Genomic DNA, 21,260 nt, shown 5'->3' with positions numbered 1-21,260 from the left:
GTGGGGGGAATTTTGGATAAAAAAGAATTATCACTGGGAAATGATTTTTCCCAGACATTGGAGAGCCTTCATCTCGATATCCTGTTTATGTCAGTGAGCGGAGTGCATCCGCAGGTCGGGCTGACAGATCAGGGATTAAGTGAGGCGAGAGTGCAGAAACAGATGTGCCAGATCGCAGACAGGACCGTGGTGCTGGCTGATTCCGGAAAGTTTGGAAAAGCCAGTCTCGTAAAGCTTTGTGTCTTAAATGAGGTGGATGATATCATTACGGATTCGGCAGTTGATGAGCAGATCAAAGAGGCGGTGAAGCAGACTGGTGTCTCCCTGCATGTAGTGCCTGCGGCGGAGTGATCTCTTTTCAAAAAATCGGAATTACTCATCCATACAATCTAAAAACTGAAGAAGTGCAGCCCTCTGTTTCGGACTCATCTGGTAGATCCGGGCCAGAAGCGGATCCTGCCGGAGGTGAAGCTCGAGGGAGTCATCAAAAAAGTCTCGCAGGGAAATGTCCAGTGCTTCACATACATAAGAAAGAACCTCTACTGTGGGGTTCTTTTTTCCTAATTCCACATCCCTCAGATAACTCTGGGATATGCCTGCCATTGTCGCAAGACGGTTTACACTATATTGCTTTGCATTTCTGAAAAAGCTGATTCTCTTACCAATATCCATGTGTGTACTCCCTATAAACTATAGAGATAGGATAACAAATTTAAGGTGAAAAAATTACATCTATAACAATTGATGATTATATCTATAGATGTTATAATGAGACTAAATTAGGTACAAAGGGAGTATGGTTATGGTTGACGAAAAGGGGATGGAGCAGTCTGGTGCCTTACTGGCGGCCAGCACAAAAAGTGCGTGCATGAAGCTGCTGGCTTTGGCAGAAGATTGCCGGAAGGCTCTTGTGCAGGTTCTGGAGCTTTTGCAGCAGTATTATCACGCAGACCGGGCTGTTTTTCTGGAATGTGAAGAGCCGGAGACTGTCACTGGGGAAAATACACCAGAGGACAAGCAGCGAGAACTGATTACGGCAGCCGTGCAGTACGGGGAAAACTGTTACGGAATTCTGCAGATCAGGCATGCCCGGTTAAAAAACCGTGATCCGGAGCTAGTGGCAGAGGTTGCCCAGGTTCTTGCTGCTGAGATTGGAAAACAAGAGAAGCAGGAGTATCTGTTACGGCTTTGTTATTTGGATCAGCTGACCGGGATCCGGAATAACACATCCTACATTCAAAGTCTCAAAAGTCTGATGAAAAAAACAGGCAAGTCACTTGGGGTTGCCTTCGCAGATCTTAATGGCTTAAAGTATCTGAACGATACCTTTGGCCATGAATATGGAGACCGTGCCTTAAAGCACCTGGCAGAAGTGTGCAGGGAATATTTTGCAAAAGAGCAGCTTTTCCGGATCAGCGGAGATGAATTTGTGGTGCTTTGCCCAGATATAGACCGGAAGGAATTTATAAAACAGGCTGAGAGACTGAAAGAACGGCTGATGCATCAGGAAAAGGAATTGGCTGCCTTCGGTTACCTCTGGAACGATGGAACCGTCAGTGCAGATGAGTTGATCCACAAAGCGGAACGTCTGATGTATGAAGAAAAACAGCTCCATTACCGGGATGGCATGCGAAGGGTACAAGAGTGCCCACAGTATGCCGGACAACTGATTCCGCGGGACCAGACGGAAGCATAGGAAAGAAAGTCTCAATTGGGAAAGACCGAATTGTATCAAAAATACAAATAATAGAAATAATATATTCAGAAAATACAAGAAAAATAGAAAAATATTTTGAAATAATGCTTGACAAATTGTACTTAATGAAGTACAATGAAGACAACAAAAAACAAGAGAGGAAAAAACAAAAGAAGAAACGAAGAGAAAAAACAAAAATCTTCAGAACATGGAGGGCGGTCCAATGGGTTATTAAAATTTACCAGTAGAAAATCTCTTAACGAGTTTACATAGATGTAATCGAAGGAGGGAGATTCCAATGAAAGGCAGAGGCCCATAGCAATTTAACGAAAAAGCGAAAAACAAAATAATGGAAAGAGAGGTTATTAAGTGAAACTTCGGGATATTTCTTAAAAGAGCTATCTGATGACGAGAAAGTCAGATAGCTCTTATTTTGTGTGCATTCCATCGGATGTGGCATTTACAGCACTTCATAGTTTTATGAGATTGTTTGCGGCTGTTATGTTTTTTCACAGATTGTTTTCCTTCAGAAAATACAGGATCTTGCCCAGACAGGTCTGTTCCTGTGAAAACAGTACGTTATGTGTCCCGCCAGTAAGCAGGCATAACTGACTATGCGGAATCTGTTCTGCCATCCATTGCGTATGGGAGGTCTTGATGAGGTCATGGGTTCCGGCTAGAAGCAGGACCGGAGCCTGAATTTTCTGAAGGCGGCCGGGGGAAAGCTTTGGGGAGTCTGTTAAAAGCGTGTTCATCTGCAGCTGGCTGCCGAGCTGTTGATGGAGTTTTCCGCTGGGAAGGACCCTCTGAGCCAGTGTGAGAACGCTGCCAAGCATCAGCGTTCCAAGCCGCACCGGAAATATCAGACCATGCGGCAGGGCATTGCCGCTGGCGGAAATCACTGCAAGCGTACGTTCTGGATAAAGGCTTGCAAATTCCAAGGCAGTGTTGGCTCCGTCGCTGTATCCAAAGAGGATGACTTTGGAGATGCCAAGGTGGTCTAACAAGCTGGCGGCGTCGCGGGCCATGTCCTGAATGGTAAAGAATTCTTTTTTGCGTACTGCGGAGTGTCCTGCTTTGCTGCAAAGCAGCTGGGAATGCCCATGTCCCCGGCTGTCCATTAGAATGACCTGATAGGATTTCTGAAGCTTGGAAGCATAGGAATGAAACACATGGTGCGACTGATGGTTGCCATGGAGCAGGAGTATGGGAAGTCCTGCTCCGGATATTTCATAATAAAGGCGTGCTCCGTTTGTTTCAAAATATCCCCGGTCGGAGCGAAATCTTCGGTGTTTTCCAGACAGCAGCCCGGCAGGTACTGGGATTTGCGGGGCTGACTGCAGAATGTCAGCTGTTTTTTCTTTGATTTTCTGACTGCTTTTGTTGATCGTTTCTTGGATGCTCTTCATGATGTAGTTTCCCCTTTAAAAAAGACTGAACACCTTCACGGATCCCATTCGGGTTCTGGATCTTTACGACTGCGTAGAACATATCCGGGGTCGGGTGCTTTGGCAGATAAATATAGTAGGCCGGTATCCAATCTGTCGGGCTGTATTTTTCTTTGGCCCGGTACAGATCCTTAAATCCGTAACAGTCGTTCAGATTGTTGTAGACGAAACGCAGCAGCCGTTCAACCAGACTGGCTTTTTCATCATCGAGTCCGGCGAGTGGAGCAACACCGAGACTTCCGTAGTGGATGCCTTCTACGCGGAAGGTCTGGAAAGCTTCGTAGATGATGGTTTCCATGACACCGCTTGGAGCGCCGTTTCCGTGCCGGGTGACATCGGCCATGTAGCCATCTTTGCCGAGAAACGGGACAAAGGCGATGAAGGCAACAATCTTTCCGTCCGCGTCAGTTGCGTAGAAATAGCGTTTATCCATCGGGTTATCCAGTCCGGCTTTTCCCATGGTAAAGGCAAGAAGCGAGCTTTTTTTCTGCCCGAGCCATTCATTGGTCACACGATCGAAGGCATCTTCGATTTCCTTGTTTCGCTGCTCGAGCGGACGGTATTCCAAAACCGTGACACCGGCTTTTTTCGCATGGTTGATATTCATGCGCATTTTTGCCCCCTTTTTGCCGCTGATCTCATAATCTTCAAGGGAAAACCGTGCTTCTTCGCCGCATTTTACATAGCCAAAGCCCTGACGCTTATATCTTCGAGAAAGTGACCGGTGACACTTAGAAAGAAAAGCTTGTGGGCGCTTTTTTCACAGAATTCCTTAAACTCGGCAAGCAGTGCCGGAAAGTCCGGGTCTGCGCAGACCGGATCGCCGTTGACAATGATGGTATCGCCGGCAACTCCGTAGGGAATGACACCATCTACATTGCGTCCAAAGTAAAGCTGTTTATCGTCCTCCAAGGCGAGATAGGAGCAGCTGTTCTGGCTGTAGAGATTAAGCAGAGTGCGGGCGTGCTGCAGATCCGATTCACGCCGGGTGGATGGGGTAAGCCATGGGCGGACTGCATAAAGCAGGGCGGCCAGAATGCAGGCCCAGCTAAACCAGAACATCACAAGCTCCAGCATGTGGGCGCCATGGGAAACCGGAATGGAGGCACCGTTTCCGAGAAGAATATCGAGGCTTTCTTCAAAGCTGTCGAGCAGTGTATGCCGCCCGCCGCCGAGAATGGGAGTTAAATAATGGTAGCTGATGACTGCGTTGGCAGTGACTCCGACCAGACTGAGGAGCATGATAAAAAGCCCGCGTTTCCGGTTGGTTTTGGAAGCCGGACAGCAGAAGTCGGAGCGGAACCAGAAAAAGACCAGAAACAGGATCACGTCAGATGCCATGCACGCAAGGGAAAACAGGTCTGGAACATGGGGAATGTTACTTACAAAATCCAGCAGCAGAAGTGCCTGGGTAATGAACCGTGCGGCATGCTTCCGTTTCCAGAGCTGCATGCAGAGGAAGAACAGTACGACAGAGGAGGCACGCTGGACCATCCAGTCCATTTCTGTGGAAACTAACAGCGCGGCTTCGGCTGGCAGGTGATGAAAAAAGCTTAAGGCGAACATTCCGAGTGATAAAAAGCCTAAGATCAGAATACAAATATTTTCCACCCGGATGCGAAGAGATTGTGTCATGGAGATACTTCCTTTCTTTCATCAAAAACGGATTACTGTTGTTTCAGATATTCGTCCGTTGTCATGCATTCGGTATGGAGCGGCGCAAAGTAAGAGACGATTTTTTCAGTTTCCTTTTTGGAGTCCCCGGTGAGTCCGGCAACGGCATCGGTCAGGTAGATGACCTTACATCCGGCATCGATGGCAGCAAATACGGTGGAGAGCACGCAGCATTCAGCTACCACGCCGGAAATAATGATCCGGCTGGCTTTTCTTGCAGCAGCCACAACCTCTGGAATGGCAAAGGAAGAGTAGACATCCTTTTTGTAAACCGGCCAGATTTTGGTCCATGGAAGAAATTCCGGCATCATCTCATTCAGCCATGGGTTGGCATTGATAGAAGCATTGACCCGGTTGTATTCGGTCCAGACACCCTCTGGGTGCTCCGGTGCCAGATATTCGGTGAAGATGACTTTCTCTGGAGCATTACTTTTTAAAATGCGCTGGATGGAAGCGGAAGCAGCTTCTATGCCTTCGCAGGCCCATTCCTGCCCTTTGGTGTAAACATTTTGCATATCAATGACCAGAAACAGATCCTGGTTTTTCGATTCGGATTGCTTCATATGAAATTCCCTCCTAACTAAAATATAAAACACAGTATAGTTTTAACACAGAAAAAACTCAAGTCCAACTGCTTGTTATTTAATTAACAAATAGAGCTCTGATTACGCGCTTTTCATTGACTTTACCTAAAGTTAATGCTATCTTTATCATAAATTGTTGTTAAATTCGCAATTGAGTATACATTTTGAAGGGAGGGTATGAAATTGGAAGAAAATCAGCAGACACATTCCAGTAAAGTGCTGGATGTTCCGACTGCGAAGATGCCGCATATCCAGCTTCCGGAAAATCTGGGAATCCGCTATGCCGTGCTTCCGGGTGATCCGGCAAGGGCTGAGCGGGCAGCAGGGTATCTGAAGGATGCAAAGCTGCTTGCATGGAACCGGGAGTACAAAAGTTACAGCGGTTTCTGGAATGGGGTTCCGGTTCTGGTCATGTCTACCGGCATGGGAGGACCTTCCATGGCGATCGCGGTGGAAGAACTGCGAAAGATTGGGGTGACGGCGGCAATCCGTATTGGAAGTTGTGGTGCACTTCAGCCAGAAGCAGGAGTCGGCGACCTGGTTATGGTCGAAGCCGCTGTGCGCGATGAGGGAACGTCCCTTGGCTATGCGCCGCTCAGTTATCCGGCTGTTGCTGACCACAGGCTTTTGACTGCCTGTGAGGAAAGCGCAAGCGAGGCTGGTTACCGGTTCCACACGGGAATTGCCAGAAGTCACGACTGTTTGTATCGCGATGACAATCCGGCTATCTATGCGGACTGGGCGAAAAAAGGAGTCATGGCATCGGACATGGAGACGGCAGCACTTTTTGTAGTCGGCCGGATCCGTGGAATGAAGACGGCTTCTATTTTAAATGTCGTGGCAGCCTGCAAGGGCAATGTGGCAGAAAACATTGGCCGCTATGTGGACGGCGAGACATTGACGGCACAGGGCGAGGAGCATGAGATCCTGACGGCATTTGCGGCATTGGCAAAGCTGGACGCCTGACAGGAAACGCAACTGGCAAAAACGAATCCCGGACCATCCGGTGAGCAATATGCCAAAACGGAATCCCGGACCATCCAGTGAGCAATATGCCAAAACGGAATCCTGGATGATCCAGCCGGCAATGAAACAAAACATATCGTTCCGGAAAACGGAACAAAGAAGGGAAAGGGTGTGTGAGTTATGAACAATTTATTTAAAACAAAATTTGACGCGGCAGTGATCGTGCTGATCCCGGCCTGCATCGGTATCAACTATCTTGGAAAACTGTTTGCAAGTGTGTTAAAGCTTCCGCTGTGGCTGGATTCCATCGGAACCTGCATTGGCGGCTGCCTGGGAGGCCCGATCATCGGCGCGATCTGCGGAGCAGCCAACAACCTGATCTACGGCTTTTCAGCAGGTGATAACATTACCTTAATTTATGCGCTGACCAGCCTTGGCATTGGCGCGGCCGTTGGTATTATGGCACGTCTTGGATTTATGAAGTCCTTCCCGAAGGCAATCTTAACAGCATGCGTAGCCGGACTTACCGCAGTTGTGATTTCCACCCCGTTAAATGTTTTATTCTGGGGCGGCACCACAGGAAATGTATGGGGCGATGCGGTATTTGCAGCAACCCAGGCAGCATCCATGCCGGTATTTTTAGGCTCCCTGTTAGATGAGGTTGTGGTCGATGTGCCGGATAAGCTCATCACCCTGATCGTGGTCTTCTTTATCTTAAAGGGACTGCCGAACAAGCTGACCACACTGTATGAGGCAAACTCCGAGATTGAAACCCTGGATTAAGTGCGAAACCGTTTTATTGAACTTAGGTGACTGGGAAGGTACTGAAACAGTTACGAGTTACGAACTTAGAATAAGGAAATGCTTCTGCCTTGAGACAGGGCAGAGGCTGGGAAATAAAACATGAAAAGTATCAGTCTTTTTGTAGATAACGGGACCTACCTGACAAAGGTGCATCCCTTCACCAAATTAATGTACATTGCCGCGGCGATCAGCATTCCGCTGATTTCCGGGCGGCTGTGGATGTTCGGCGTGTTTATCGCAGTCAGTCTCTTGGTGCTGGCGAGTGGAAAAATCTTAAAAAAGACCGTTCCGCTGATCGCGTTTTCCTTTACGATCCTGCTGACCATTTTCCTGATCCACGGATTGTTTAACCAGAAAAATGAAAACGTCTTGTTTCAGATCGGCGGTTTGAAGTTTTACCGGGAGGGCATGTTGTATGCCCTCCGTATTGGTCTTAATATCTTAAACATGCTGCTTTCCTTCGCGGTATTCGTTCTTTCCACCAAACCGTCCGAATTTGTGGATGAACTGGAAAAGCGCGGATTTTCCCCGCGGTTTGGCTATATCGTTACTTCGGTATTCCAGATCATCCCGCAGATGATGGGAACCATGAACACGATCATGGATGCCCAGCGGAGCCGCGGACTCGAGACCGAAGGAAACTTAAGAACCCGTGCCAGGGCATTTCTTCCGCTGATCTCTCCGGTGGTCATGAGCTCCCTGATCAATACCAGAGAGCGTGCCATTGCCCTGGAGGTGCGCGGATTTGGCGCTGGTAAGAAGAAAACCTGGCTGGCAGAGCGAACCCCGCATAAGGGTGACCGTGCGGTCACAATTTTGCTCGGACTCTGCATTCTGGCGGCTGTGGTATGGAGGATCGTAGGATGTCTGTGATAACCGTTGAAAAATTACGTTACCGTTATCCCCACACAAAGGAGCTTGCGCTCGATGGCGTTGACTTTTCGGTGGAAAAGGGCGAGTTCATCGGCATCATCGGGGAAAACGGAGCCGGAAAAAGTACGCTGAGCCAGGCAATTATGGGGCTGGTTCCGCAGTTTTATAAGGGCGCCTACGGCGGCAAGATCATGGTGGATGGGCTCGAAGCCGGAAAAACTCCGGTGGCACAGCTTTGCGGCCATGTGGGGCTGGTATTCCAGAACCCGTTTAACCAGCTGTCCGGCGCGAAAGACAATGTTTACGAAGAAGTGGCATTCGGTATGCAGAACCTTGGCGTTCCGGCCGAAGAAATGAAAAAGCGGGTCGAGGAGGCCTTAAAGCTTCTGGATATCTGGCAGTACCGGGACCGCAATCCGTTCGATCTTTCCGGCGGTCAGATGCAGCGTGTCGCCATCGCCAGTGTGCTGGTCATGCGGCCGGATGTCATGATCTTAGATGAGCCGACCTCGCAGCTGGACCCACAGGGAAGCGATGAGGTCTTCCAGGCAGTTGAAAAGCTGACGAACTCCGGCATCACCATTTTGATGATCGAACAGAAGATTGAGAAAATGGCAGCTTACTGTGACCGGATCTTACTGCTTCACAAGGGAAAGCAGATTGCATTTGACACGCCGCAGAAAGTATTCTCCCTGAAAAACCTGGAAGAGTACGGAATCCTGGCACCGGCATTTACCCGCATCTGCAAAGCCGAGCAGGTGACACTGCCGGATGGAACCTATCCGGTGACGGTGGAAGAGGCTGCCGGGGTGCTGAAAGCGAAGCACGGAAGCGTAGGGAACGCCGGGAATGCGGAAGATGGAAAAAGCGTGGAAAAAGTCGGAAATGTGGAAACAGAGCAGTTTTGTATCGAAAACCTCGATTTCTCCTACCTGGCCGACGTTCCGGTCATCAAAGCACTGAATATGAAACTGGACAAGCGTCCGACTGCCATCATCGGTCAGAACGGCGCCGGAAAAACCACACTGGTGAAACTTTTAAAGGGCTTGTTAAAGCCGGTCTCCGGAAGCATTTATTTCCATGGGGAAGATATTTCCGGCAAGACCGTGGCTATGCTGGCTGGCAATGTCGGATATGTCTTCCAGAACCCGGATGACCAGATTTTTAAATACAACGTGATGGATGAGATCCTGTTTGGCCCGTTAAATATCGGCATGGACCCGGAGCGTGCGAAAAAAGAAGCAGAGCGGGCACTGGAACTGACCGGACTAAAAGGAAAAGAGAAGGAGAACCCGTATGATCTGGAGCTTTACGAGCGGAAGATGACGGCGATTGCCTCCGTCCTCGCCATGGATACCGATGTGCTGATCTTAGATGAGCCGACCATCGCTCAGGACTGGAAGGGCAGACAGATCATCGGCGGCATCATTCGGAGCCTGGCAGAACGCGGAAAGCTGGTCATCGCCATTCTCCATGACATGGATTTTGTGGCAGAAAACTTCGAGCGCGTCATCATCATGGCACACGGACAGGTGCTGGCCGACGGAACCGCAAAAGAGGTGTTTGCTCAGGAAGAAGCACTTCAGAAGGCCCGTTTGCAAAAGCCGTATGTGATGCAGCTTTGCGAGGCGCTTGGATATGAGAAGAGTTACTTGACCGTGGGAGAAATCCTGAAAGACCAGAAATAATCCTTCTTTAACAAATGAGCACTTAAGAAATGAAAGCGATATTTTCAAAACCCCTGCTTGATGCAGGGGTTTTCTTGTGGTATAATTTCCAAATATCCGCTTATAGTTTATTAATTAAAGGAGTTTATTATCTTATGAGCAAAAAACATACGAAGCGAAGCAGCTTCTCCGGAAAGCTCGGTTTCGTGCTTTCTGCGGCAGGCGCTTCGGTAGGACTGGGAAACATCTGGCGTTTCCCGTATCTGGCAGCAAAATATGGCGGCGGCATCTTTCTGCTGATCTACATTCTGCTGGCATTAACCTTTGGCTACACCATGATCGTGGCAGAGACATCCATCGGCCGCATGACGAAAAAGAGTCCGGTTGGTGCATACCATACGTTCGGAAAGTCTGGCTGGTTTTCCTTGGGCGGTTGGATCAATGCAATCATTCCGATTCTGATCGTGCCGTATTATTCTGTCATCGGCGGCTGGGTTATCCGGTATCTGTTTGGCTATCTGACCGGGCAGGGTGCGCAGCTTGCGGAGAATGGTAATTTTTCCGCATTTATTTCGAATGGGGCAGCAACCGAAATCTGTTTTATCGCATTTGCATTTTTCACCCTGTTTATTATCTATGCGGGTGTGAGAAACGGGATTGAACGTGTATCTAAGTTTATGATGCCGATCCTGATCGTGCTCTCCATCATCATTGCAGGTTATTCCATGACCCGGCCGGGGCAGGCGCGGGAATCAAATATTTCCTGGTGCCGAACGTGGAAAACTTTTCCTGGATGACCGTGGTGACAGCCATGGGACAGATGTTCTATTCCCTGTCCATTGCCATGGGAATCCTGATCACGTTTGGTTCTTATATGAAGCGCGATGTTTCGATTGAAGCATCCACCGGAAATGTAGAGGTATTTGATACCGCGATTGCCATTATGGCAGGACTGATGATCATTCCGGCGGTGTTCGCATTTACCGGCGGTGATCCGGATACTCTGCAGGCAGGACCGGCGCTGATGTTCATCACCATTCCGAAAGTATTCGCAAGCATGGGCTTTGGAAGTATTGCAGGCGTCTTATTCTTCCTGTTGGTACTCTTTGCGGCAGTTACCAGTTCTATCGCGCTGACGGAGAGTGCAGTGTCTACTTTTGAGGACGAGCTTGGCTGGAGCCGGAAAAAGGCTACGGTCATGATCGGCGGCATTATGCTGGTACTTGGAACACTTTCCTGCCTGGGATACGGTCCGTTAGCAAATGTAACCATCATAGGTATGCAGTTTCTGGATTTCTTTGATTTCCTGACCAACTCGGTTATGATGCCGATCGCAGCAATCGCAACCTGTCTTCTTGTGTCCAGAGTCATTGGAATCAAACGGATCGAAGAAGAGGTGCTCCATGGGGAAGGCAAATTCCACAGAAAGCAGGTCTTCAACATCATGGTGCAGTACCTGTGCCCGGTATTTGCAGTCATTATCCTGATCAGCTCCGTGGCCAATGCGTTTGGGTGGATCTCAATGTAATTTCTATGTAATTGAATTTAGAATCCCCGTTGCTGTGTGCGCGTGCATGCATGGCAGCGGGGATTTTTTTCATTGCATTGCATATTGGAGAGGTGCAGGTGGCGTGTCTGCTGATTCTGTCTGGAAACTGCAGAAAAGTTAGGAAAACGCAAAAGAAAATTGCGGTGTTATAAAGAAACTGTTATCAAGTCATACAGAACCTGTTAAGGGTCATGAAAACCTATTCCCATTTGTCTCATCTCTGAATAAAATACCAGAGGAGATAAAATGTTGCTGTTTGCGCAAAGCGTGAACAGTAACGATAAAAAAGAAAGGGGATATGGGAATGTTCACATTATTGATCCTGATTATTTATGCAATCATCGGAGGCGTATCGACACTGGCTATGGTCATTGGAATTCCTGGTGTACTCGGCTGGAAAATTTACCGGAAGGTAAAGTACCATATTCCGGTCATGAAATAAACGTGAATAAGAAAAATATAAAGCTGGCAGCATGTTTCGATTTTCAAGGGAACATGCCGCCGGCTTTTAAAATACTTGAACGGCTAATGCGTCAGCCCTGTTTATTACTTAAAATTCCGATTTCAGCATTTCAGTAAATTCTTCGATATAATATCCGGAATTGTCTTTCTTCCAAAAGGCGCAGTAGGTTTTGGTAACAGGTTCCTGGTTTCACTTATCTGATTGAAAAGATCAGAAGAACTATAGTAGAAGCACAACATGCTTACGCAACGTGAAAGCAGGAAACGAAAATTATGAGGAGGAAATTACAATGAGCAAAAATCTTATTATCTACTATTTACGCAAGGGTGAAAATTACGTGAACGGCCGCATTGTCAAGCTAGCAAAAGGAAATACCGAGATCTGCGCAGAATATATTCAGAAGGCAGTAGGTGGTGACCTGTTTGAGGTAAGCACGACAGAAGCTTACAGCGATGATTATAACGAATGCATTGAACAGGCCAAGCAGGAACTTAAGCGTCATGCCAGACCAGAGTTAGCAGCATATCTGGATGATATCTCCGGCTATGATCATGTGTTTGTACTGGGACCATGCTGGTGGGGAACTTACCCGATGGCGGTCTTTTCCTTGCATGTCGGAGAGGAGTAAGCGTGAAGATGAAAGAGGTAATGATTTTAACCTGGGCATGTCAGATTGGCATGGCGATTGCCCGGAGAATGGGATATGGAAAGAAAATCATCGTTGGTGATAAGAACCTGGAGCATGCGCAGAACATTTCTAAAATTTTGAATGATGCCGGATTCGATGCAAGAGTCTGTTTGGATGGATTTATCGTCGCGGACATCTATTTTGCAGATGATCGAAACAGCACGGCAGTATGGCGAAATTTCCATGCTGGTCAATGTAGTGGGTGTTTCCCCAAGCCAGGCATCCATCGAAACGATTCTAAAGGTGGATCTGTATGGTACCGCAGTACTTTTAGAAGAAGTCGGAAAGGTAATTCGAAAAGGCGGCGTAGGTGTTACTATTTCCAGCCAGTTTGGCTGGAGAATGTCTGCGCTTACTCTGGAGGAAGATGAGCTTCTTGCGACCACACCGGCAGAAGTATTACTGGCACTGCCGATGCTCCAGGTGGGGCAGATCAAGGACACCCTGCATGCATACCAGCTGGCGAAGCGCTGTAATGAAAAGCGTACCATGGCAGAGTCTGTAAAATGGGGAGAGCGTGGTGCGCGGATCAATGCAATCGCACCGGGCATTATCGTAACACCGCTTGCAATCGATGAGCTCAACGGCCCCGTGCGTCGATTTTTACAAAAACATGTTTGCGAAATGTCCGGCAGGCCGTCCGGGAACGTCAGATGAAGTAGCCAATGTCGCAGAACTCCTGATGAGTGAGAAAGGTGCATTCATTACGGGTTCCACGTTTCTGATTGACGGTGGGCAACATCCAGTTATTATTACGGGCCGTTGAAGCCGGGACGATAGTTTTTATTGTTTTACTTGGAAATAGAAAATGATTGATCTATAATGTGGGAAGAAAATACGTAAGATAATACGGAAGTAAAATGCAAAGTATTATGACAAAGTACATTAAGGATGATAACAGCCATGACTATGACAGGAGCGCAAGCGAAACTGTTTACCAAACTTAGGACGCTGGATCACGGTGTGATTGAGGATGGTTTGCCAAATGAGACCGAATATTTATCGGCCGCTACCCGTATCATGTATGTGCTAAAAGAGGTAAATGGTGGATTCGGCTGGAGCCTCTGCGAGCATTTGCGACATGGCGGAAGACAGCAGGAACACGATGCCACATGGGATAATATCGCAAGGTGGACGCAGGGGATTTTCAGTCTTCCAAAGGAACTTTCGTGGGAACAGTTAGAGCATGATTGCAGAACACGGAGAAAGCAGATGCTTCCTAAAATCTGTGCAGTGAATGTAAAGAAAACATCTGGAAGCTATGTGTCGAATGGGAAAGAGGTCTATACGGAAGCTTTAAATAATGCCGGTATTCTGAAACAGCAGCTGGATCTTTACCAGCCGGATCTTGTGATTTGCTGCGGGACAGAGCATGCTTTTGTGGATGCGTGTTTTCCGGGTGAGTCCATTGAATGGAAGATGACGACACGGGGAATCGGGTATTTTGTACATGATAAAAGGCTGGTCATTTCCTTTTCGCATCCAGCGGCCCGTGTCAAAGACTGCTATTTGTATTATGCGCTGCTGGATGCGGTGCGGGAAATTCTACATCTGTCTGTATGTTAAATGTTTCGTATGTAGTTGGTGGAATTACGGTAATCACGGTACTTTCCACCATGATGGCCGGATTTGTGATCAATATGCTGTAGAGTTATGAATGACCCTGACGAGAGAGAAAAATCTCTGGTCAGGGTCGTTTTTATTTTTGATTCCAAAGGGAAAAGGGGTGGCGGCGATTCGAATATACGTTTATAATGAAATCAGGATAAATATACTTAGGATTCTTGCAAGAAATAATGATGTATAGGAGATGGTTTATGTTTATGGAGAGACCGGAAGATTCAAGAGTAAAGATTCCGGCACTTGTACATTTTACAAGGCTTGGATATACTTATATGTCAATTAAAGATAAAGAACGTAATGTGGACTATGACGGAGATACAAATATTTTTTACGGGAAATTTTTATCTGCCATAAATAGAATCAATCAGGCTGATTTTACCCTTGATGATGCTAAGAAAATTATTGATGAAATAAAGATAAAACTGGATAATGAGGATTTAGGCAAATCATTTTTTAATATTCTGCAGTCAGGAATAAACGATATAAAGTTAATTGATTTTGATGATGAGAGTGGATTACAGAATGACTACACAGTAGTAACGGAACTTCCATACGAGAATGGTGATGATAATTTCAGACCTGATATTACTGTATTAATAAATGGAATGCCGTTATCATTTATCGAGGTAAAGCGTCAGAATAATAGAGAAGGCATTCTTACGGAGCGTAACCGCATGGAAAGACGCTTTGGTAATAAAATCTATCGTAAATTTGTGGGAATCACGCAGTTTACTGTGTTTTCTAATAATAATGAGTATGATGATTCTGATATCGAACCGATACAGGGGGCATTTTATGCTTCCAGCAGCTATACCAGAATGTTTTTTAGTAAATTTAGGGAGCAGAGAGTAGAAGAGCTGAGGGCGAAAATGAAAGCTATAGATACTGATGATGAAGCTTTTATTTTGTCAGATACGAATCTTATTGCAATTAAAGGAACACCTGAATATACATCTTCTATAAATGAGGATTCGCCGACAAATCGTATTATTACATCTTTATATACAAAAGGCAGACTATTATTTTTATTGAAATATGGGATCTGTTATAAGACCACTACGAATAAAGATGGAATTACGCAGATAGAGAAACATATTATGCGTTACCCTCAGATGTTTGCAACTATGGCAATACGTGATAAGTTACGTGAAGGCATCAGAAAGGGTGTTATCTGGCATACACAGGGCAGCGGAAAAACAGCATTGGCATACTCTAATGTAAGATATTTGACCGATTATTTCAGCAAAGAAGAAGGAAAAATTGCAAAGTTTTATTTTATAGTAGACAGATTGGATCTGGCAGAACAGGCAAAAAGTGAATTTGAAGCCAGAGGTCTTAACGTCAAGATGATAAAGGACAAGAAACAGTTTGTAAATGATATAATCAATCCGGGAGAGTCAAATACAAGTGGTAAAACTACGATGACTGTGCTTAATATACAGAAGTTCTCGAAAGAATCAGTGACAAAGCCTGCTGATTATAATGTCAATGTACAGAGAATTTATTTTTTGGATGAGGCACATCGTAGCTATAATCCAACAGGTTCATTTCTCGCTAACCTGATGTCATCGGATAGAAATGCGGTAATGATAGCGTTGACAGGAACGCCATTGATCGGAGAAGGCTATAATACAAAAGATGTGTTTGGAAATTATATTCATAAATATTATTATAATCAGTCCATTGCAGATGGTTATACGTTAAAACTGATTCGGGAAGAGATAGAAACTACATATAAGAACCAGATGAACGATACGCTGGATCAGATTGTAAGACAGGGAAGTATTGTAAAGAAAGAGTTGTATGCTCATCCTAAATTTGTTGAGAAGATGGTTGAATATATTGTACATGATTTTGGAGAAGGCAGAAATGCACTGGATTCTTCTATCGGTGCAATGATTGTATGTGATTCTTCTGAGCAGGCAAGAGAGGTTGATAAGCAATTGAATCGCTTTTCAGCGTATACTCATGCACTAATACTTCATGATGAGGGAACAAAACAGGACAGAAAAGACGAGCAAGAAGAATTTAAAAAGGGTAATATTGATATTCTTGTTGTTTATAATATGCTTCTGACAGGTTTTGATGCCCCTAGGTTAAAGAAACAGTATCTTGCCAGAATGATTAAGGCCCATAATTTATTACAGACTTTGACAAGGGTAAACCGACCTTACAAAGGGTATCATTATGGATATGTTGTTGATTTTGCAAATATTAAGGATGAGTTTGATAAGACGAATAAAGCCTATTTTGATGAACTTCAGTCAGAACTAGGAGATGAAGTTCAGAATTACAGCAATATCTTTAAGAGCAAGGAAGAGATTGAAAAAGATTTAAACGAGGTCAAAAATCAATTATTTCTGTATGATACAAGTAACGTGGTTAGCTTTATTAACCAGATTAATGCGATTGATGATAAGAAGCAGCTACTTGACTTACGGCAGGCATTAGAGAATTACAAAGTAATGTATAACCTGATACGGTTATATGGCTATGAAGATCTGTACGAACACTTTAATGTTGAGAATGCGATTAAATGTTTGAATGAGGTCAATAACAGAATCAGTATTGTAAACTTGAAGAATAGCATTAATTCTTCGGAAGATATGACACAGGTGCTTAACATGGCGCTTGACCAGATTGATTTTCAGTTCCGTAAGATCAAAGAAGAAGAGCTTCTGATAGCTGATGCGTTTAGAGATACGCTGGAAAAAACAAGGAGAGAGATTGTGGACAGATGCCTTGATCCAAAAGATCCGGAGTACATATCACTTCTTGATGAATTGAAGAGAGTATTCAAAAAGAAAAATATTGAAGAACTCACAGCAGATGAAATGAGGCAGATGATGGGTGAACTGGGTTCATTGCGGAAGAAAGCAGAGAAACGCAATCTTGCAGATCGGATGCTTGCAGTAAAGTATTCCGGAGATGTTAAATATATGAGAACTCATAAAAGGATAATGGGAAGTCCACCACCGATAGCAGATGCGATTACTGTACATAGAATTTTAATGACAGTTAAGTCTGAGGCTGATGACCAGATAGCTCATAATGAAAACATCCTTGATAATGAGGATTACTTTATGAAATCCTTGCAGCCTATCATTTTAAAGGCATGCTTAGGAGAAAATGTGAAGATAGAACGGCAGCAAATTCTATTTATAGATAATTGTCTGTCAAAAGAATATATATCAGAAAGGGATTGGGTATCCTGATGACAACAGAAACAATAATAGCAAATACAAAACAGATGATTGATGACTTAAAAACCGTATGTGTCAACTTTGGACTTGGCAATGCCAGTAGTGAGTATAAAATTATTACAGAAATCTTCCTGTATAAATTTTTGAATGACAAGTTCCTTTATGAGGTTCGACAAGCAGATGAAAAATTGAAAGATTCCAAGAATATTGAGCAAGCATTAAACGATATGTCAGATGATGATTATGAAATGCTTATGATGCTGTTACCGCCAGCAACTGCAAAACTGAAAAGAGAGCATTTTATTTCATATCTGTTCAACCATAAAAATGATGATAAGTTCAATGGATTGTTTGATGCAACCTTATGGGATATTTCTAATACGAACCTTGATGTGTTTTCAGTGAGTACCGGCTCAGGAGATAAGATTCGTTTATTTGATCAGAATTTATCACTCAATGTAACAGAGTCTAATCGTAGATCTGACTTCTGCAAGGCGATGATTGATAAGCTTGTTACTTTCAGTTTTGCAGATGCATTTTCACAGAAATATGATTTTTTTGCAACTATATTTGAGTATCTGATTAAGGATTACAACAAAGACTTTGGCAAGTATGCCGAGTATTATACACCACATTCCATAGCAAGCATTATAGCAAGAATTATGGTTCCACAAGGAACTCAGAATGTTACAGTATATGATCCGGCGGCAGGTTCAGGAACGCTTGTATTGGCACTTGCACATGAAATAGGCGAGAATAATTGTACAATATATACACAGGATATTTCCCAGAAATCAAATGAATTTCTGCGCCTGAATCTTATTCTGAATAATCTTGTACATTCACTGGGTCACGTAGTGCATGGTGACACATTATTATCACCACAGCACTTGAATCGACAGAAGAATGGATTGATGAAGTTTGACTATATCGTCAGCAATCCGCCTTTTAATGTGGATTTTTCAGATAATAGAGATACATTGGCAGGAGAAACTTATAAGGAAAGATTCTGGGCGGGAGTGCCAAAAGTCCCTGATAAGAAAAAAGACAGTATGGCAATTTATCAGATGTTTCTTCAGCACATAATTTTTTCCATGAAGGAGAATAGTGGCAGAGCTGCAATTGTTGTGCCGACAGGATTCTTAACAGCAGGAACGGGCATACCAAAGACAATACGAGAGCGTATAGTGAAAGAACAAATGTTACGAGGTGTTGTATCCATGCCAAGTAATATTTTTGCAACAACAGGCACAAATGTATCCGTTGTATTTCTTGACAATACAAAGAAATATAACAAAGTGATACTTATGGATGCCTCCAAACTTGGAACTAAGGTTAAGGTGGATGGCAAAAACCAGAGAACGGTACTTTCTGATGAAGAAATTGAGGATATTATTAATACTTTCAATAATTTTGAAGCGAAAGAAGATTTCTCTGTTGTTGTAGATTATGACAAGATAGAGCAGAAGAAGTGTTCTTTTAGTGCCGGACAGTACTTTGAAGTAAAGATTGAGTATGTAGAACTGACACAGGAAGAGTTTCAGGCAAAAATGAATGATTATACGGATAAACTGACAGAATTATTTGCTGAGGGTAATGCTTTGCAGGCGGAGATTCTGGAACAGTTGAAGAAGGTGAAGTATGAGTAAGATTACGAAATATGCATTATCTGAATTATATGATATGAGTTCTGGAATATCTTCTACAAAGGATCAAGCTGGACATGGTGCACCGTTTGCTTCTTTTGGAACAGTTTTTAATAACTATTTTTTGCCGGATGAATTACCTGATTTAATGGATACAAGCGAGAAAGAACAGGAAATATACTCTATCAAAGAGGGTGATGTTTTTATTACCAGAACCAGTGAGACAATTGATGAGCTGGCAATGAGTTGTGTTGCTGTAAAAGATTATCCCAAAGCAACATATAGTGGATTTACGAAAAGACTTAGACCTAAAAAGAAAGGTTTTGTTTATCCGAAATATATGGCATTTTATTTTAGAAGTGAACTATTTCGTAAAGCTGTAACCAATAATGCATTTATGACTCTAAGAGCAAGCTTTAATGAGGATATTTTTACATTCTTAGATGTGTATTTGCCAGATTACGATGAGCAGGTGAAGATAGGCGATATGCTTTATTCGATTGAGTGTAAAATTCAGAAGAATAGAGAGATAAATGATTATTTAGAAGAGATGGCAAAGACCATCTACGACTATTGGTTTGTTCAATTTGATTTTCCAGATGATAATGGAAATCCATATAAATCATCTGGTGGAAAAATGATTAATACTAATGGTTATGTTATTCCTGATGGTTGGAAAATTCTTAAAGTGAAGGATGTTATTTCCAATATTTGTACAGGATTGAATCCTAGAAACAACTTTAAATTAGGTTCAGGAAATATAAAATATATCACTGTAAAAAATCTTACAACCAAAGGAACTTTAGATTTCACTGGTTGTGACACTATTGATGAATCAGCTCATGCAATTATCCATAATAGATCCGACATCAAAATTGGCGACATTTTATTTGCAAGCATTGCTCCATTAGGTAGATGCTATCTGATTCAATCTGCACCAACAGATTGGGATATTAATGAATCGGTATTTTCAATTCGACCCAATTATAGTGTGATGACATCTGCTTATCTGTATTTATATTTTATGAGCGATTCTTTTATAAAATATGCTACATCAAGTTCCACTGGTAGTATTTTTAAAGGCATCCGCATAAATACACTTTTGGATACAGTGTTATGCGTACCACCAATGTCGGTTATAAAACAATTTGAAGATAGGCTTACATCCACATTACCATTAAAAGCAAAAAATGATGAAGAAATTCGTTCCTTAACAAACTTACGTGACTGGCTTCTTCCCATGCTTATGAATAGTCAAACCGCTATCGAAGATTGATCCGCTAAATAATCATTTATAATAGAAAAATTAACTCTTGAAAGTGGCAAGAGCAAATCATAGAACTCCACTTCATGGTGGTTCTCACGTATAAAGGAGAAACACATGAAAGAAAAAATAATAACGGAAATTATTAATGCGATGCTTCCGTCACTTAATAATGGACAATTAAAAAAATTGAAAGATGTATTAGAGGTAAATTTATATAATGTTGCCATTGTGACTAGAAAAGACGAAGAAAATGAACAGGAAACACAGGATTATTTGGAGATATTTTTATCTGCAAAGAGAATAGAGGGATGTTCGGAGAAAACTTTAACATATTACAGAAATACCATTTATCAAATGATGGAAAGTATTGGAAAAACAGTATGCACAATTGAAACGGAAGATCTTCGAACATATCTATCGAAATATCAGGCTGAAAAGGAATCAAGTAAGGTGACGATTGATAATATAAGAAGAATATTTTCGAGCTTCTTTGCATGGCTGGAAGATGAGGATTATATTATAAAAAGCCCTGTACGTAGAATACATAGAATTAAGTCCGCTAGCGTGATAAAGGAAACGTATACAGATGAGCAACTGGAGACAATGAGGGATAATTGTGACAATCCAAGAGATTTGGCATTGATTGATATACTTGCATCCACAGGAATGAGAGTTGGAGAACTGGTTTTATTAAATAGAGATGATATTTCATTTGATGAAAGAGAGTGCATAGTATTTGGTAAAGGCGATAAAGAACGAATGGTGTATTTTGATGCACGAACTAAGTTACATTTGCAGAATTATCTTGATGCAAGAACAGATAATGAATCAGCCCTATTTGTATCTTTAAAAGCACCGTACAAACGTATGAAAATTGGTGGTATAGAGTTGAGATTACGGGAAATGGGGAAACGATTGAATATAGACAAGGTTCATCCGCATAAATTTCGAAGAACACTGGCAACAGTTGCGATTGATAAGGGAATGCCGATTGAACAGTTGCAAAAATTATTGGGGCATCAACGAATAGATACAACATTGCAATACGCAATGGTTAAGCAGAGTAATGTGAAGATTGCTCATAGAAAATACATTGGATAGGAATGTTG

General features: G+C 43.6%; 16 protein-coding genes and 3 pseudogenes. 15 read left to right on the top strand and 4 right to left on the bottom strand.

What is annotated here, in order from left to right:
- Positions 1 to 12: 12 nt before the first annotated feature.
- Positions 13 to 351, top strand: coding sequence for a hypothetical protein (locus tag DXA97_RS21465; protein WP_279221122.1), 339 nt, complete (start codon positions 13 to 15; stop codon positions 349 to 351).
- A gap of 21 nt (positions 352 to 372) precedes the next feature.
- Here DXA97_RS21465 and DXA97_RS03105 read toward each other — a convergent pair whose 3' ends face one another.
- Positions 373 to 672: a helix-turn-helix transcriptional regulator gene (locus DXA97_RS03105; RefSeq protein ID WP_118718535.1), complete on the bottom strand. Its 300-nt coding sequence runs from the start codon at positions 670 to 672 to the stop codon at positions 373 to 375.
- Between the two features lie 130 nt (positions 673 to 802).
- On the opposite strand from DXA97_RS03105, the gene DXA97_RS03100 reads away from it, so the two are divergent.
- Entirely contained in the window at positions 803 to 1,696 is an 894-nt protein-coding gene (locus tag DXA97_RS03100) for a GGDEF domain-containing protein (protein ID WP_182436781.1), read from the top strand.
- Positions 1,697 to 2,205: 509 nt separating this feature from the next.
- Here DXA97_RS03100 and DXA97_RS03095 read toward each other — a convergent pair.
- The 3 genes and pseudogenes from DXA97_RS03095 to DXA97_RS03085 form a co-directional block, all read right to left on the bottom strand.
- A complete protein-coding gene (locus DXA97_RS03095) occupies positions 2,206 to 3,105 on the bottom strand; it encodes an alpha/beta hydrolase (protein WP_118718533.1) in 900 nt (299 codons plus the stop codon).
- Positions 3,044 to 4,206: pseudogene (locus DXA97_RS03090) on the bottom strand (DUF2156 domain-containing protein). The gene DXA97_RS03095 and the pseudogene DXA97_RS03090 overlap by 62 nt, the downstream one beginning before the upstream one ends.
- Before the next feature lie 605 nt (positions 4,207 to 4,811).
- Positions 4,812 to 5,381: an isochorismatase family cysteine hydrolase gene (locus DXA97_RS03085; RefSeq protein ID WP_118718532.1), complete on the bottom strand. Its 570-nt coding sequence runs from the start codon at positions 5,379 to 5,381 to the stop codon at positions 4,812 to 4,814.
- 198 nt (positions 5,382 to 5,579) lie between these two features.
- Here DXA97_RS03085 and DXA97_RS03080 point away from each other — a divergent pair, with 198 nt between their 5' ends.
- The 13 genes and pseudogenes from DXA97_RS03080 (at position 5,580) to xerA (ending at position 21,252) form a co-directional block, all read left to right on the top strand.
- Positions 5,580 to 6,368: a nucleoside phosphorylase gene (locus DXA97_RS03080; protein WP_347560271.1), complete on the top strand. Its 789-nt coding sequence runs from the start codon at positions 5,580 to 5,582 to the stop codon at positions 6,366 to 6,368.
- Positions 6,369 to 6,548: 180 nt separating this feature from the next.
- Complete coding sequence (locus tag DXA97_RS03075; protein ID WP_118543812.1) at positions 6,549 to 7,151, top strand: ECF transporter S component; 603 nt, start codon at positions 6,549 to 6,551, stop codon at positions 7,149 to 7,151.
- 120 nt (positions 7,152 to 7,271) lie between these two features.
- On the top strand, positions 7,272 to 8,045 hold the full coding sequence (locus tag DXA97_RS03070) for an energy-coupling factor transporter transmembrane component T (protein WP_118706877.1): 774 nt from the start codon (positions 7,272 to 7,274) through the stop codon (positions 8,043 to 8,045).
- Positions 8,036 to 9,733: an ABC transporter ATP-binding protein gene (locus tag DXA97_RS03065; protein WP_118718531.1), complete on the top strand. Its 1,698-nt coding sequence runs from the start codon at positions 8,036 to 8,038 to the stop codon at positions 9,731 to 9,733. Before DXA97_RS03070 ends, DXA97_RS03065 begins: the two co-directional genes overlap by 10 nt.
- A 134-nt stretch (positions 9,734 to 9,867) precedes the next feature.
- Positions 9,868 to 11,240 (top strand): annotated as a pseudogene (locus DXA97_RS03060) (sodium-dependent transporter).
- A gap of 325 nt (positions 11,241 to 11,565) precedes the next feature.
- Positions 11,566 to 11,703, top strand: coding sequence for a hypothetical protein (locus DXA97_RS20010; protein ID WP_182436785.1), 138 nt, complete (start codon positions 11,566 to 11,568; stop codon positions 11,701 to 11,703).
- A gap of 310 nt (positions 11,704 to 12,013) precedes the next feature.
- Positions 12,014 to 12,352 (top strand): hypothetical protein, encoded by a 339-nt coding sequence (locus tag DXA97_RS03055; RefSeq protein WP_118718530.1) that lies wholly within the window; start codon positions 12,014 to 12,016, stop codon positions 12,350 to 12,352.
- Positions 12,353 to 12,360: 8 nt separating this feature from the next.
- A pseudogene (locus tag DXA97_RS03050) lies at positions 12,361 to 13,192 on the top strand (SDR family oxidoreductase).
- A 123-nt stretch (positions 13,193 to 13,315) separates the two neighbouring features.
- The gene (locus DXA97_RS03045; protein ID WP_118718529.1) at positions 13,316 to 13,978 is read left to right on the top strand and encodes a hypothetical protein; all 663 of its coding nucleotides are present in this window, start codon (positions 13,316 to 13,318) and stop codon (positions 13,976 to 13,978) included.
- A 257-nt stretch (positions 13,979 to 14,235) separates the two neighbouring features.
- Complete coding sequence (locus tag DXA97_RS03040; RefSeq protein WP_118718567.1) at positions 14,236 to 17,250, top strand: DEAD/DEAH box helicase family protein; 3,015 nt, start codon at positions 14,236 to 14,238, stop codon at positions 17,248 to 17,250.
- The gene (locus DXA97_RS03035) at positions 17,250 to 18,887 is read left to right on the top strand and encodes a class I SAM-dependent DNA methyltransferase (protein ID WP_118718528.1); all 1,638 of its coding nucleotides are present in this window, start codon (positions 17,250 to 17,252) and stop codon (positions 18,885 to 18,887) included. Before DXA97_RS03040 ends, DXA97_RS03035 begins: the two co-directional genes overlap by 1 nt.
- Positions 18,880 to 20,160, top strand: a complete 1,281-nt coding sequence (locus tag DXA97_RS03030) for a restriction endonuclease subunit S (RefSeq protein ID WP_118718527.1) — start codon at positions 18,880 to 18,882, stop codon at positions 20,158 to 20,160. The genes DXA97_RS03035 and DXA97_RS03030 overlap by 8 nt, the downstream gene beginning before the upstream one ends.
- A gap of 105 nt (positions 20,161 to 20,265) precedes the next feature.
- Positions 20,266 to 21,252 (top strand): site-specific tyrosine recombinase/integron integrase, encoded by a 987-nt coding sequence (gene xerA / locus DXA97_RS03020; RefSeq protein WP_118718526.1) that lies wholly within the window; start codon positions 20,266 to 20,268, stop codon positions 21,250 to 21,252.
- Positions 21,253 to 21,260 lie beyond the last annotated feature (8 nt).

Origin of the sequence: Clostridium sp. OF09-36 (assembly GCF_003481985.1) — a bacterium.
Taxonomy (GTDB): domain Bacteria; phylum Bacillota; class Clostridia; order Lachnospirales; family Lachnospiraceae; genus Brotaphodocola.
The sequence above is the reverse complement of the archived record's forward strand: the minus strand, read 5'-3'. Positions and strand labels throughout refer to the sequence as shown.